Here is a 13,717-nt window from a genome sequence, read left to right on the forward strand (position 1 = left end):
AGCTGCTTTTTCTTACTCAAATTGAGTGATTGCAGAAGGCAGGTGCGTATTTAGATGGCGACAGAAGCTGACATAATGAGAAGGTGGAAAGCGAAAATCCCGCACTTTACCGAACGGAGTGAAGTTTAGCGGAAGCGAGAAACGCCCCTCACCGTCGCTCAAGTTCAGCGTGACTTTTCTCACACTGTCTATCCTGATTTTATTGCGACCGATGTACATGTAGTCGCCGGCAAAAGAGACGTGGGAAACCGGATCAGAGATGTAGTGTCGGCAGGATAAATAATTGATAGCAAGTGGCACCACCACCAGGCCAAGAGTGATCACCATGCTATTGATATCAAAACCAGCACCGGAAAAAAGCAGCCAGGTGAGATAAAAAAGCGTTGCGGTATGCCAGATAAGTAACCACAGAGAGCGCTTTTTAGTGTCTACAGCATCATTGTTTAGTAAGTAAGTTGATATTTTGTCAATGTTCACGCTTCCATCACCGATTTATTATTGTTATTTATTTTTTTTATCAGGGTGAGACACCTTTAGCCATTTGCAGAAAGGTGGCCACTGCCTGGCGCACTTCAAAGCCCTGCGCAGCATAAAATGCCATCGCCTGAATATTTGATTTATGTACATCCAGTACAATAGAAAATTTTTGTAATTCTCTGGCATGGCTTTCGATAAAACGCAGCAATGCCGTGGCGACGCCAACCCGGCGAAATGTCGGGTCAACAGCCAGATGGCCCACCGCCAGTTCTTTTATCAGCGGCGGGTGCAATGCCGCTGTGACTTCCTGGCTGCGAATAATCACTTCCATCGCACCATCCAACCCATAGAAGTGCGTGATAGATGACATGGTCTGCCGGTCAAAATCCTCTGGAAGGCTATCGTGCCAGCAGGTGATTAATCCTACTACCCGATCATCGCACTGTGCTACCCAGTGATTAGCATATCCGTACTGACCTTCGCCACCCGTCCAGGCCGTCATTAAAAAGCGCTCTGCCTGTTCTTTATTTTCAAGGCCGAATATTGGCACCAGCAATGCTTCACCGGCTGACAGCAATAAAGGCACCGCTTGCCCGCCATCTTCACTGACAGCCCGGCGCACTTGTATCTTCATATCTACTTCTTCGCGATTATGGCGGGCAAGTCGCTTAGGATATGCTTAGGATCTGCTACAGCGAGCTTTCCCGGCGTGGCCTGAGGCTTGAACCGCCCGACCACCTTCGCATCCGGTCCCACTAGAATAATCGATGCACTGTGGTCAACAAGATAACTTTCCTGATCTGTGCTTTCTGGCATTGAATACATCAGACCAAAACTTCTGACCAGAGGAAAAAGCTGGTCATGTCCACCGCTCACGGCGATGAAGTCCTCATTAAAATGAGACTTATAACTTGCCAGACGCCTGGCCGTGTCACGCTTTGGATCTACCGACAAAAACATGACTTTAACCGGATAATCGCTGTCTATCTCCTGTATCTGAGGATAGATTTGATTTAAAGACGCCAGCGTTGTTGGGCAAACATCTGGACAAAATGTATACCCTAAAAAAACCAACGTCCACTGTTCTTTTAAATCCTGTGTTGTTAGCTGGCCCTCTCCGGCCCGATAAAGCGTAAAAGCTGGCACATCCCGGCGCTTCGGATATTGCTGAAAGTAAGATGTCTGCTCAGCCTGAGCACCAATATTGCTTTCAGGGGGCGCGACATTAATTGCCGCCCAAATACCTGCGATAAATGCTATCGCCAATACGATACCAACAAGGGTTTTCTGCTTCATAAACTAACGGGAACATAATGATCGAGCAATAATACAACAAACAATATCATGAGATGGAGGATTGAAAAGCGAAATGTTTTCATCGACCAACCCGGTTCATCGTTAAATTTCAGCTTCCAGGCATAATATAAGAACGCAACATTAAGTATCGTTGCGCCTATCAGATAAATAAGTGCCGACATTCCTACCAGATAAGGTAAAAAGCTGACCAACAGCAATAAAAATGTATACCCCAGTATCCAGGTTTTGGTAAAGGCAATGCCGTGTGTTACGGGCAACATAGGCACATTTGCTTTGGCATAATCACGCTCTCTGTGAATTGCCAGCGCCCAGAAATGCGGGGGCGTCCAGGTATAAATAATGAGTACCAGCAACAGGGCATGGGCGTGAATGCTGCCAGTCACAGCCGTCCAACCCAGCAGTGGTGGTGCGGCACCGGCCAGACCGCCGATAACAATATTCTGGGAGGTAGCGCGTTTTAAAAACATGGTATAAACCACCGCATAGCCAACCAGTGATGCCAGTGTCAGCCAGGCAGTCAGCGCGTTAATCCAGAAATATAAAATGCCAAATCCGATGGTGCCAAGCGCAGCAGCAAAGTAGAGTGCGTTAGCCACCGGTACTCTGCCTTTAGCCACCGGCCGGTTGAAGGTGCGTGCCATAATGCTGTCGATACGATGATCCACCACATGATTTATCACTGCTGCACTACTTGCTAGCAAACCGATTCCCGTGAGACCGCCGATAAGAACGCTGGCCGGAATCCAGTTATTCGACGCCAGACACATTCCTACCAGCGCAGTAAGCAATAGCAACATGACCACCCGAGGCTTGGTAAGCTCGTAGTATTCGCGCCAGCGCGGGATCTTGCCGACAGAATCAGTGTAGTCCCGCGCATCAATGGATTTAGCCATTTGCCCTCCGCTGCATCAGTGACAGGTTAAATGTAATCCACACCATGACAAGCAGTAGCATGGCAGCAACAAAATTATGCGCAACGGCGATAGTTAACGGCAGGCTCATGACTACATTGCTTATCCCCAGCCCGACCTGTGCACTAAGCACGGTAATCAGGGCAACGCCAGCAGTATTCATCAGTTTTGACTGTACCCGAAGCAGCCAGATACCCAGTGTAAGCAAATAGGCAAACGTCACCAACGCGCCGGCCCGGTGAATGATATGCATCGTCATGCGCGCAGGGTAATCATGCACACCAAATTCATAGTTTTCAGCATGAGGAACACTGTAAGCTGAAGGCATATCAATTTGCGTCCACCACTGCCCCTCACATACCGGAAAATTGGTGCATGCCAGCGCTGCATAATTAGCGGATGTCCATCCGCCCAGCGCAATCTGACAACCCAGAATAATCATACCGACAAACGCAAATCCCAGCATACGTTTAGCAGACTTAAGTTTATCCCGACACATATTGGGGCTTAGCCGCAGATATAAAACAAACAGACAGGTCAGCACGCCAAACCCACCAAGAAGATGTCCCATGACCACCACCGGCAGCAAGTTCAGCGTCACCGTCCACATGCCCAGTGCAGCCTGAAAAAGCACCAGCGCGCACAGAAATAGTGGTAATCCCAGCGGCATCCTGGGGTCGCGTTTGACGGCTGCCCAGCCAGCGATAATAAAAATCATCAGTCCCAGCGCGCCGGCGAAGTAACGATGAATCATTTCGCTCCATGCTTTGCTGGCTTCGACCGGACGGTGAGGAAAGGCGCTGTTCGCTGCATCAACCTTTTCAGCAGTTGATGGAACGAACAGTTCGCCGTAGCATCCTGGCCAGTCAGGACAGCCCAGGCCAGCATCAGTCAGACGGGTATACGCACCCAATACAATGACGACTATCGCCAGCATCAGACTGCAAAAAATAAGTTTTCTCATGGCGCCAGCCTCCGTGTCAGCCTATGCGGGATAACTTCAAAAGTTTTTTCACATCAGCCAGCATGTCCCGGCTGTTCATAATTGCAGTTTCTCTGTCTGCGCTGACCGCATACCTGAGCATGGCCTGATTCAGGGTATCCACCAGATAAACGGTATTTTCACCGAACGTCTGCAAGCGTTTATCTTTGGAAACCGCCTGCGCATTTACAATGTTTAGTGGTCGGCTCTTTTCCAATTTACTGATGACACTGCGATCACTGTTTTCGGTCACTATCAGCGTAGCCTGCGCTCTGTCTGTTTCACGACCAAGTGCTAACCACACCTGTTGAATACTGTAAATCGCATTTTCACAGCCTTTATCGCAGCGCGCGGGCACCCGATAGACCAGTCGCCACTTAGGTGGTTGGGTATCCAGCGCCGCACTGAAATCCACCACCGGCTGTATAAGCTCCCCTTTATTAGTGGAACCGCGGCTAAACCAGTTGTTATCCAGCGCGACTTTGGCGACCAGAACTGGAATGACGAACGCCGCCAGGACGCCAAAAAACGTCAGACGTTTAGAATGATTGGTTTTTGTCATTGCGATTACCTCTGGGAAAGAAAACAATTAACGCGATGATGGATGCGGCCAGTGCCAGACCGAACCACTGAACCGCATAGGCCAGATGCTTCTTGGGTGGCATAACCACTGGCTGCCAGTTACGAACAAATTTATCGTCAACAGGTGCTTCTAATTGGATGATGTAAGGCTGAAGTTGTAAGTCGGTGTGAGCGTTTAGCACATCGATATCAATTTTTTGCAGGACCACTTCGCGACCGGTAAATGCTAAGGCAGTTTCTCGAACAACCGGGTTGTCGCCTGGTACGGATAAAATACCGCTGTATTTTATCTGCCCGACCGGCAGTTCTACGTGTGGCAAGACATCGCGATAAGCACCGGCTGGCACCCAGCCAAAGTTGAGCAAAACGTTGCCTGACTCGGTACGGACCGGAGCCAGTACGTGATAACCCACGCGCCCCTCAACAATTTGATTGTCCAGATAAAATATCGTGTTGCCGAAACGCTGTGCATTGAATGTCACCGGCAGATCCCGACTGTCACTGAGTGAAGCGGGAAGGTCAAAAAGCGAAATTGGTCCATTGGTCTGTTTTTGCGCTATGCTAGCCAGACGCGCTTCTTTTTGATGCATTCGATCCAGCTGCCAGAAGCCCAGTCGAAACATTAACGCTATGGCAAGCAATGTCACCACTATCGCGATCCAGCGTGTTACGTTAATCCGAGGGTGCTGAGGCTGGCCGTTATTCAGGGACACAGGATGATTGTAAAAATAATTTTGGTTGGTTTGCTCATTTTCATGATCGTTAACCTCTTCATGGCGATGCGAGTAATGATGAAGAATGACCCCAACGGGCAACCGATGAGCAAATACATTGGCCGGCGTGTACTCACTTCGGTATGTATAGTGCTCATAATATTGTTGGCGGTTGCCCTGGATCTGATTCATCTTAATCCCCGGCCTTATTAGTCATGCTTTTAAAGCACGTATACAAACAGGAACAACATCACCCAAACCACATCGACAAAATGCCAGTACCAGCTACCAGCCTGAAAAGCGAAATGGTTATCTGGCGTAAAGTGACCTTTTAGGACGCGAAAGAACAGCACCAGCAAAATGATGGTTCCCAATGTGACATGCATGCCATGGAAGCCTGTTAACAGGAAGAAGGTGTTCCCGTAGACCCCTGATTGCAGCGTAAGCCCTAGATCATTGTAGGCGTGGATATATTCCTGAACCTGACAATATAAAAAGATGCAGCCAAGCAAAATAGTTGCCCCCAGCATCCAGGTAAGTTGCTTGCGCTTACCTTTTTCCAGACCAACATGGGCAAAGTGAAGTGTCACTGAGGAAATTAACAGGATAACGGTGTTAATGGTTGGCAAGCCTGCCGGCCCCATCGCTTGTGTCTGGGTACCGTCAGGTGTTGTCACTAATGGCCATAGCGCCTGAAATTGTGGCCAGAGGACTTCATTGGTCATCGCGTTATTAGACGCGCCGCCCAGCCAGGGAACCGAGATTGTTCGTGCATATAGCAGCGCACCGAAAAAGGCAGCAAAAAACATGACTTCTGAGAAGATAAACCAGCTCATGCCCTGTCGGTAGGAGCGGCCCAGTTGCGCGCTGTACAAGCCAGCCATGGATTCATCAATCTGGTTTTTAAACCAGCCCACGATCATCACTAACAATACCGCCAGACCAAGCAGCAGAATATGCATGCCATATCCTGAGGCGTCACGGGTAGACTCAATAACGACATTGGCAGCGCCTACTGCGATTAAGAATAGCGCGACAGCGCCCACTATGGGCCAGGGGCTCTGTGCCGGTACATAGTACTTTTCATAAGACTGAGACTGCTGCATGACTTTTTCCCTCTCACATCGTAATTAGGTGGTCTTAATCGCTACGTCCGGCGCGGTTAAGGTATGGATTATCTGCATTTGGTAATTCGTCGGCGCGAGCCGTAACGTCAAAAAGGGTGTACTGAACAGTAAAATAGGAAATATCGTCGGGGATCTGTGGATCGACATAGAACGACATCGGCATCGTGGCTTCACCGCCGCCATCCAGCGGTTGCTGATTAAAGCAAAAGCACTCTGTTTTATTTAAAAATAGTGCAGCCTCACCCGGTGATACTGATGGTATAGCCTGTGCGACAAAGTTTTTTCGCATGGGATTTCGCACGTAAAAGTCGACAGTAGTCAGCTCGCCAGGGTGCACTTTTATCCGCTTGGTGTTTGCCCGAAACTCCCAGGGCATTCCCGTGTGGGTCCGGGTCAGAAACTCCACGGTAATTTGCCGGCTTTCATCCACCTCAGGTGCGGTATAAACCGCCGCGCTGGCATTAGTTTTACCATTGATGCCGGTAATATCGCAGAACACGTCATATAGCGGCACCAAGGCAAAACCAAACCCAAACATTCCAATCACGATCACCACCAGTCGGATGACCATTGAGCGGTGGCCGGAAGGCGAAGCCATACTTATTTCACCACCGGAGGCGTTTCAAACGTATGATAGGGCGCCGGAGACGGTATTTCCCACTCCAGACCATTTGCGCCTTCCCACACTCTGTCACTTACCGGTTCGCCCTGCTTGCGACATGCCTGAATCACAACCACTAGGAAAATAAGCTGTGACAGTCCAAAGGCAAAACCACCGATACTGATCCATTGGTTATAGTCAGCAAATTGCAGGGAATAGTCAGGGATCCGCCGAGGCATACCCGCCAGCCCGACAAAATGCATGGGGAAAAACAGCACGTTTACTGAAATGAGCGAACACCAGAAGTGCGCTTTCGCCAACCCCACGTTGAACATCTTTCCGGTCCACTTCGGCAGCCAATAGTAAACCGCTGCCATAATGGAAAATATTGCCCCGGTCACCAGTACGTAGTGAAAATGTGCGACCACAAAATAGGTGTCGTGATACTGAAAGTCCACCGGCGTGATCGCCAGCATCAGGCCGGACAGCCCGCCAATGGTAAACAACACAATAAATGCCAGCGCGAATAGCATCGGCACCTCAAAGGTCATAGAACCGCGCCACATGGTTGCCACCCAGTTGAAAACTTTGACGCCCGTAGGCACCGAAATTAGCATGGTGGCGAACATAAAGAACATTTCCATGTACACCGGCATACCAGTGGTGAACATATGGTGCGCCCAGACCACGAATGACAACAGCGCAATTGAGGCAGTGGCATAAACCATTGATGCATAGCCAAATAGCGGTTTTCGGGCAAAGGTAGGTACAATGTGGGAGATAATGCCAAAGGCTGGCAGAATCATGATGTACACCTCAGGATGCCCGAAGAACCAGAAAATATGCTGGAACATAACGGGGTCGCCGCCGCCCGCGGCATCAAAAAAGCTGGTACCGAAGAACTTATCGGTGAGAACCATGGTTACCGCACCGGCCAATACCGGCATAACCGCAATCAGCAGGAAGGCGGTAATCAACCAGGTCCACACGAATAACGGCATCTTCATCCAGGTCATGCCCGGTGCACGCATGTTGAAAATGGTGACAATAACGTTGATTGCCCCCATGATGGATGAGATACCCATAATATGAACAGAGAACACGAACAGCGCGGTGCTGTCGTTGCTGTAGGTGGTGGAGAGCGGCGCGTAAAATGTCCAGCCAAAATTAGGACCGCCACCTTCGGTGAACAATGACGCAAGCAAAATAGTGAAGGCAAATGGCAGGATCCAGAAACTCCAGTTATTCATCCTGGGTAACGCCATATCCGGTGCGCCTATCATCATAGGCACCAGCCAGTTGGCCAGGCCAACAAAGGCAGGCATAACGGCACCAAATACCATGATAAGGCCATGTACCGTCGTCATCTGGTTAAAGAAATCAGGCTCAACAATTTGCAACCCAGGCTGGAAAAGCTCAGCGCGAATGACCATCGCCATCGCACCGCCGGTTAAAAACATAATGAAGGAAAACCAAAGATACAGCGTGCCGATATCTTTATGATTGGTGGTAAGAATCCAGCGCATTACGCCTTTAGGTATATGATGCTCATGTTCATCGTGATGATTTTCATGATCCGCTGTCACATCGGCACCATGAGAAGGTAAATCAGTTGCTTTAGTCATGATGCTCTCCTATTGCCCTTTATTGAACGCGTCAACATCTTTAGGTTGCACAATCTCGCCGGTATCATTGCCCCAGGCGTTGCGCTCATAAGTGATCACCGCAGCCAACTCTTTAAGTGAGAGCATTTTGCCAAACGCCTGCATGGCCGTACCGGTTTTGCCGTTAACCACAATATCAAGGTGACCCTGCATATCCTCCAATGCGATTTTGCTGCCTTTTAGTGCCGGAAAAGTGCCTGGCAGGCCTTCACCGTTGGGCATATGGCAGGCTGCACACGTCGCGTTGTAGACTTTTTTGCCTTCCGCCATCAGTTCATCCATGCTCATGTTCATCGCTAACAAGCGCTGTTCAGCTTCTTTAGCCTTGCGCTGCGCTTCTTCCTGCTCACTCATCCAGGCATCAAATTCAGCAGGCTCTTTGGCCACCACAACAATCGGCATGAAGCCGTGGTCTTTTCCGCACAATTCTGCACATTGACCGCGATAGAGACCGGGCTCGTTAACCTTGGTCCAGGCTTCGTTAATAAAGCCGGGGTTGGCGTCTTTTTTGACAGCGAAATCGGGTACCCACCAGGAGTGGATAACGTCGTCAGAGGTAATCAGAAAGCGGACTTTCTGATCGGTGGGAATGACCAGTGGCCGGTCAACTTCCAGCAGATAGTTTTCGCCTTTTTCATAGCGGTTACTGATTTGCTCGCGCTGTGTCGCCAGCAGGGAATAATAAGAGACATCGGAATCCATATAGCGGTAGTGCCACTTCCACTGAGAACCAGTGACTAATACCGTGAGATCAGGCTCGGATGTGTCTTCCATGGCAATGAGAGTGTTTGCGGCAGGAACAGCCATAAAAATCAGAATGAGGAAGGGAACGATGGTCCAGGCGACCTCTACTTTCACGCTTTCGTGAAATTTTGCAGGTTTGACGCCGCGGGATTTACGGTGCAGATACATCGATACAAACATCACACCAAAAACAACCACTGCGATGATTACGCAAATAAGAAACATCAGCATATGCAGGTCGTAAACCTGTCCACTGATATCCGTCACTCCTTTTCGCAGGTTTATGTCAGAAACTGCCTGTGTATCTGCCAGACCGACAGAAGCTACCGATAGTGTTCCCCAAACCATCATTGCGATACTCACGAGCTTTTTCACTCAACACCTCCGTGATGGACGAATCATGGAAGGCGACTCAATCGACCATAGACCCGAATTATTTTGCAATCTCTTATTCTGGGATTGTTTATCTACTTGTTATCTTTATGTTAATAACAGTATAAGAATTAAACAAATTTAAGTCGGAGTCTAGTTATTTAGTAAAAAATTGTGCAAAAAGTTACCAAGCACTTGATATGCGGGTAGTCTTTGAAATAGCGGATTGCTTGTCAGGAATTACAGTAAAAAGGTAGGGGTTCACATGGAGAGTGCGGGTTGTAACACAAACCCTTCGCGCCAGAACACGCGATTGTGAGGGAAGGGGTGAAAGCAGTGCTCTCACTGCCAAATAGGGGCAGCAGTGAGAGTGATGATTTTTTACATCCAGTCTGCGTTACGAATTACGCCCACAGCCAGGCCTTCTATGGCAAGTGACTGAGAGGTCAAATCCACCTTGATGGGAGCAAACTCATCATTTTCTGCATGCAGCAGGACTTCATGACCACGTTTTTCAAAACGTTTCACCGTCACATCGTCTTCAACGCGGGCCACAACAACCTGACCATTGTGGATATCAGTTGTACGGTGTACCGCCAGCAGATCGCCGTCCAGAATGCCGATATCTTTCATACTCATCCCGTCTACACGTAGCAGAAAATCAGCATGGGGCTTAAACAAACTGGGATCCACCTGATAGTGACTCTCGATATGTTCCTGTGCAAGGATTGGCTCACCCGCAGCAACCCGACCAATCAGCGGTAACCCCACCTCATCATTGGTTGCTTCTTCTTCCAGCGGTGTGGTCAGTCGTATACCGCGCGACGTGCCGGGCAGAATTTCAATAACGCCCTTTCTGGCAAGTGCCTTCAGATGCTCTTCTGCTGCGTTAGCAGACCGAAAACCAAGGCGACTGGCGATTTCAGCACGGGTCGGTGGCATACCGGTTTCACGCATGTTCGCTTTAATAAGTTCAAGCACTTCTGTTTGTCGGGGAGTAAGTGGACGCATACACAGCCTGGTTTTTCATACAGTTATCTTACTGAGTATATACATACAGATAGATTTGGCAAGCACTGATCATTGCACGTATGACTTAATAACCTGCCGTACCGCAATCAATCATTGTTTCAGTCTGCTGATACCAACGTCTTTAAAGACGCTGATAGGCTTACAGATCGCGCCTCTTCTGAACCAAACGCCGGCTCTCTGCGTTCTTAACTCTTATGAAGACTAAATTTTCAACACTTGCATTGGCTTATCTGGCCGTGCTCATTGCATTTGGTGTGCTTGATGGTATTTGGCTGGGCGTTATTGCCATGCCCATGTACGTTGAGCACTTTGACGGAATTTTGCGTGACCAGTTTATAAGCTGGCCTTGGATAGTGTTCTATCTGCTGTATTGCCTGTCGGTAGTGATCCTGGCGGTAAAACCAGCACTGCACAAATCGGTTGGCGCGGCGGCAATAAACGGCTTCATTCTGGGTGCAACGGCTTACGGTACATACAACCTTACAGCGTATTCAATTGTCGCTGACTGGCCGCTCAATATGACATTAATCGACTGGCTATGGGGTTCTGTAGCAACCTGCATTCTGGCCGCAACAGGCAGTGCCGTGGCTCGCTTACGCATATAGCTTTTTGCTCATCAGACTGGCGCAAGTGTCCTTTTAAGTATTATTTAAAACTTATGGTACACTGCGCCGGATTTTTCTATACAGGACACTTTTCATGTCGTGGATACGCAAAACGCTTCTGTCAGTGTTTCATTATCCCGTTAAATGGTTGGTCAAGCCACACACTATCCCCACCAATCTGGAATCAGAACTGGGCATAGACAGTAATAAGCCAATTATCTATTTGCTTCCCAGTAATTCAATGACTGACCAGTTAGCGTTACGTCAGGCGACCAGGAAGATGGGGTTGCCCAGCCCGACAGAAGAGGTCACGCTGGCGGGTCACACTTACCCTACCTCTTTATTTTTGCGACGCACGCAGCCAGTACTCACAGGTGGTAGCAACCCGACTGATATCGAAGCGGTGTTTACCGACCTTTTCCATTTACATCGCGATAATCCCGAGCTGGATGTTCAGGTTCTCCCTGTTTTCATTTCATGGGGCCGGGCGCCGGGTAAAGGTAAGCCGGGTTTCAGTGATCTGATTGCTGATGTTGCGACGCCGAGTTGGTTGCGAAAGTTCTTCATCGTCTGTTTCTTAGGTCGCGATAATTTCATCAGCTTCAGCAAAGCGGTTTCGGCCAACGCAATGTCATCGTTACATGGCAGTGATGCACAGATAGCTCATAAGCTGGTAAGGGTAGCAAGTACTCACTTTTATCGTAAACGGCAAAACATGACGGGCCCCACTTTACTGGTGCGTGAGGAGCTGTATAACGCCGTGTTAGGCTCGGAATCTGTAAAGCGTGCCATTGCTGAAGAAGGCCAGAGCAAGAAGAGTTCACCTGAAAAAGCGCGTCAGAACGCTCGTGACTATATTGATGAAATCGCCGCCGATTATCGAGAAGGCCTCATCCGCTTTGGCGACCGGTTGCTCACCCGTATCTGGAATAAAATCTACAACGGAATCGGGGTAGCGCACAGTGAACGGGTTCGCGAGTTGGCCAGAAATGGTCACGAAATCATTTATGTTCCCTGTCATCGCAGCCACATGGATTACCTGCTCCTGACATACGTTATTTACCACGAAGGTATGGTCACACCGCATATTGCAGCTGGCATTAATCTGAATTTCTGGCCAGTCGGAAAGATTTTTCGCCGCGGTGGTGCCTTTTTTCTGCGGCGCAGCTTTGCCGGCAATAAACTCTACACTGCCGTTTTCCGCGAATATCTTGAGTTGTTGTTCAACAAAGGTTATTCGGTTAAATATTACCCAGAGGGCGGACGGAGTCGGACCGGCCGCCTGATCCCACCGAAAACGGGTATGTTAGCCATGACATTGCAGGCGATTCTGAAAGGCGTCAACCGGCCGGTGAGTATAGTGCCGGTCTATATCGGTTATGAAAACGTCATGGAAGTAAAAAGTTATCTGAAAGAGCTCAAAGGCAGTGGCAAGAAAAAAGAGTCTAACTGGCAGGTATTCTCAGCACTCAGAAAACTCAAAAATTACGGGTATGGCTACGTTAACTTTGGCGAGCCGTTGCAACTGAATCACTTTCTTGAAAAACAGATGCCAGACTGGCGTGAAAAGCTGCCGACGGATCCGGATAAAAAGCCGGGCTGGCTGACGCCCATGGTTAATGATCTTGCCAACGAGGTGATGTTGCGTATAAACCGCGCTGCGGCGATTAATGGGATGGCATTGTCAGCACTGTGTTTACTGTCTTCCAAGAATAAAACCATGAGTCAGGAAGAGCTCAGACACTCTTTGAGCGCGTTCATGACAATGTTGCGCGAAGCACCGTTTTCAAAAGATGCCACAGTGCCTGAGGAGTCCGATGAGCAAATACTCTCTCACGTCCTCCGACTGAACCGCTTTTCAATCAGTAACGATGGTTATGGCAAACTTATACAGCCCAAACCTGATTCTGCTGTACTGCTGACCTATTACCGCAATAATATTCTGCATTTGTTCGCGCTGCCTGGCGTTATTATGTCAGCAGTATTCACCCATCGAGCTTGCCGTCGCGATGACATATTACAGCTGGTGGCAGCGCTATACCCGTTGCTGCAACGGGAGCTGTTTATCCACATGAGTCAGGATCAGGCGCTGGCCTATACGGACAAACTCATCACCCAGATGCTTGAGCAAGGGCTATTGCGGCAAACGGATAACTGCCTGAATCCTCCTGAGCCCAATAAAAAAGATTATCACTCTGCATGGCTACTGAGCCGCTGCATGCAGGAAACCTTTCAGCGCTATGCGGTTGTACTAACCATTATTGAAAAAGAGCGTGTGATTTCCCGCAGCGAGCTGGAGCGAACCAGCCGGAAGGTAGCAGAACGGTTATCAACCCTATATGGCATGAGCTCACCTGAGTTTTACGATAAAAACGTTCTCTCCAGTTTTATTAATGCATTGCGCGAAAACCACTGGCTGGATTCAACATCAGATGGCAGCCTGAAGTACTCTGAAGAGAGCGCCGCTCTGCGTAAGGACGTAATGGTGCTGGTATGGCCGGAAATTATTCAACACCTTGAAAACGTAGAGTTACATTAGTGCGTATAAGGCAGGTGGTGCATTTACACCACCTTGAATAATAAAAACGGA

Annotated in this window: 15 protein-coding genes; 3 read left to right on the forward strand and 12 right to left on the reverse strand. The window is 49.0% G+C overall.

Going from position 1 to position 13,717, the window contains the following annotated elements; translation table 11 throughout:
• Positions 1–12: 12 nt before the first annotated feature.
• The 7 genes from HHX48_RS08315 to HHX48_RS08345 are packed head-to-tail and all read right to left on the reverse strand — an operon-like array spanning position 13 to position 4,982.
• Complete coding sequence (locus tag HHX48_RS08315) at positions 13–477, reverse strand: hypothetical protein (RefSeq protein WP_191024057.1); 465 nt, start codon at positions 475–477, stop codon at positions 13–15.
• 40 nt (positions 478–517) lie between these two features.
• Positions 518–1,111 carry a GNAT family N-acetyltransferase gene (locus HHX48_RS08320; protein ID WP_191024059.1) on the reverse strand — a complete coding sequence of 198 codons (594 nt, stop codon included), beginning with the start codon at positions 1,109–1,111 and terminating at the stop codon, positions 518–520.
• A gap of 2 nt (positions 1,112–1,113) precedes the next feature.
• Complete coding sequence (locus HHX48_RS08325) at positions 1,114–1,773, reverse strand: SCO family protein (protein WP_191024061.1); 660 nt, start codon at positions 1,771–1,773, stop codon at positions 1,114–1,116.
• Complete coding sequence (gene cyoE / locus HHX48_RS08330) at positions 1,770–2,687, reverse strand: heme o synthase (RefSeq protein ID WP_191024063.1); 918 nt, start codon at positions 2,685–2,687, stop codon at positions 1,770–1,772. The genes HHX48_RS08325 and cyoE overlap by 4 nt, the downstream gene beginning before the upstream one ends.
• Complete coding sequence (locus HHX48_RS08335; RefSeq protein WP_191024065.1) at positions 2,680–3,669, reverse strand: COX15/CtaA family protein; 990 nt, start codon at positions 3,667–3,669, stop codon at positions 2,680–2,682. The genes cyoE and HHX48_RS08335 overlap by 8 nt, the downstream gene beginning before the upstream one ends.
• Positions 3,670–3,685: 16 nt before the next feature.
• Positions 3,686–4,249 carry a hypothetical protein gene (locus tag HHX48_RS08340; RefSeq protein ID WP_191024067.1) on the reverse strand — a complete coding sequence of 188 codons (564 nt, stop codon included), beginning with the start codon at positions 4,247–4,249 and terminating at the stop codon, positions 3,686–3,688.
• Positions 4,227–4,982 carry an SURF1 family protein gene (locus HHX48_RS08345; protein WP_317983491.1) on the reverse strand — a complete coding sequence of 252 codons (756 nt, stop codon included), beginning with the start codon at positions 4,980–4,982 and terminating at the stop codon, positions 4,227–4,229. Before HHX48_RS08345 ends, HHX48_RS08340 begins: the two co-directional genes overlap by 23 nt.
• 3 nt (positions 4,983–4,985) lie before the next feature.
• Between HHX48_RS08345 and HHX48_RS08350 the strand changes: the two genes are divergently transcribed.
• On the forward strand, positions 4,986–5,195 hold the full coding sequence (locus HHX48_RS08350; protein WP_191024071.1) for a DUF2909 domain-containing protein: 210 nt from the start codon (positions 4,986–4,988) through the stop codon (positions 5,193–5,195).
• A gap of 8 nt (positions 5,196–5,203) precedes the next feature.
• On the opposite strand, the gene HHX48_RS08355 is transcribed toward HHX48_RS08350, so the two are convergent.
• The 5 genes from HHX48_RS08355 to lexA all read right to left on the reverse strand — a co-directional run bounded on the left by HHX48_RS08355 (position 5,204) and on the right by lexA (position 10,501).
• Complete coding sequence (locus tag HHX48_RS08355) at positions 5,204–6,088, reverse strand: cytochrome c oxidase subunit 3 (RefSeq protein WP_191024073.1); 885 nt, start codon at positions 6,086–6,088, stop codon at positions 5,204–5,206.
• A gap of 34 nt (positions 6,089–6,122) precedes the next feature.
• Positions 6,123–6,707: a cytochrome c oxidase assembly protein gene (locus HHX48_RS08360; RefSeq protein WP_191024075.1), complete on the reverse strand. Its 585-nt coding sequence runs from the start codon at positions 6,705–6,707 to the stop codon at positions 6,123–6,125.
• A gap of 2 nt (positions 6,708–6,709) precedes the next feature.
• Complete coding sequence (gene ctaD, locus HHX48_RS08365) at positions 6,710–8,335, reverse strand: cytochrome c oxidase subunit I (protein ID WP_191024077.1); 1,626 nt, start codon at positions 8,333–8,335, stop codon at positions 6,710–6,712.
• Between the two features lie 9 nt (positions 8,336–8,344).
• Positions 8,345–9,469 carry a cytochrome c oxidase subunit II gene (coxB, locus tag HHX48_RS08370; protein WP_223858203.1) on the reverse strand — a complete coding sequence of 375 codons (1,125 nt, stop codon included), beginning with the start codon at positions 9,467–9,469 and terminating at the stop codon, positions 8,345–8,347.
• Positions 9,470–9,871: 402 nt separating this feature from the next.
• Entirely contained in the window at positions 9,872–10,501 is a 630-nt protein-coding gene (gene lexA, locus HHX48_RS08375) for a transcriptional repressor LexA (RefSeq protein WP_191024081.1), read from the reverse strand.
• A 215-nt stretch (positions 10,502–10,716) separates the two neighbouring features.
• Here lexA and HHX48_RS08380 point away from each other — a divergent pair, with 215 nt between their 5' ends.
• A complete protein-coding gene (locus HHX48_RS08380) occupies positions 10,717–11,127 on the forward strand; it encodes a DUF2177 family protein (protein WP_191024083.1) in 411 nt (136 codons plus the stop codon).
• Between the two features lie 94 nt (positions 11,128–11,221).
• Positions 11,222–13,666: a glycerol-3-phosphate 1-O-acyltransferase PlsB gene (gene plsB / locus HHX48_RS08385; protein ID WP_191024085.1), complete on the forward strand. Its 2,445-nt coding sequence runs from the start codon at positions 11,222–11,224 to the stop codon at positions 13,664–13,666.
• Positions 13,667–13,717: the final 51 nt, after the last annotated feature.

The sequence above is a fragment of the Salinimonas profundi genome, from assembly GCF_014750655.1.
GTDB classification, from domain to species: domain Bacteria; phylum Pseudomonadota; class Gammaproteobacteria; order Enterobacterales; family Alteromonadaceae; genus Alteromonas; species Alteromonas profundi_A.

What these genes read in the sequence shown, in the direction of transcription:
- HHX48_RS08320 (WP_191024059.1), bottom strand. Translation starts at nt 1,111, where the DNA reads ATGAAGATACAAGTGCGCCGGGCTGTCAGTGAAGATGGCGGGCAAGCG.
- HHX48_RS08325 (WP_191024061.1), bottom strand. Translation starts at nt 1,773, where the DNA reads ATGAAGCAGAAAACCCTTGTTGGTATCGTATTGGCGATAGCATTTATC.
- cyoE (WP_191024063.1), bottom strand. Translation starts at nt 2,687, where the DNA reads ATGGCTAAATCCATTGATGCGCGGGACTACACTGATTCTGTCGGCAAG.
- HHX48_RS08335 (WP_191024065.1), bottom strand. Translation starts at nt 3,669, where the DNA reads ATGAGAAAACTTATTTTTTGCAGTCTGATGCTGGCGATAGTCGTCATT.
- HHX48_RS08340 (WP_191024067.1), bottom strand. Translation starts at nt 4,249, where the DNA reads ATGACAAAAACCAATCATTCTAAACGTCTGACGTTTTTTGGCGTCCTG.
- HHX48_RS08350 (WP_191024071.1), top strand. Translation starts at nt 4,986, where the DNA reads ATGATTGTAAAAATAATTTTGGTTGGTTTGCTCATTTTCATGATCGTT.
- HHX48_RS08355 (WP_191024073.1), bottom strand. Translation starts at nt 6,088, where the DNA reads ATGCAGCAGTCTCAGTCTTATGAAAAGTACTATGTACCGGCACAGAGC.
- HHX48_RS08360 (WP_191024075.1), bottom strand. Translation starts at nt 6,707, where the DNA reads ATGGCTTCGCCTTCCGGCCACCGCTCAATGGTCATCCGACTGGTGGTG.
- ctaD (WP_191024077.1), bottom strand. Translation starts at nt 8,335, where the DNA reads ATGACTAAAGCAACTGATTTACCTTCTCATGGTGCCGATGTGACAGCG.
- coxB (WP_223858203.1), bottom strand. Translation starts at nt 9,469, where the DNA reads ATGATGGTTTGGGGAACACTATCGGTAGCTTCTGTCGGTCTGGCAGAT.
- lexA (WP_191024081.1), bottom strand. Translation starts at nt 10,501, where the DNA reads ATGCGTCCACTTACTCCCCGACAAACAGAAGTGCTTGAACTTATTAAA.
- HHX48_RS08380 (WP_191024083.1), top strand. Translation starts at nt 10,717, where the DNA reads ATGAAGACTAAATTTTCAACACTTGCATTGGCTTATCTGGCCGTGCTC.
- plsB (WP_191024085.1), top strand. Translation starts at nt 11,222, where the DNA reads ATGTCGTGGATACGCAAAACGCTTCTGTCAGTGTTTCATTATCCCGTT.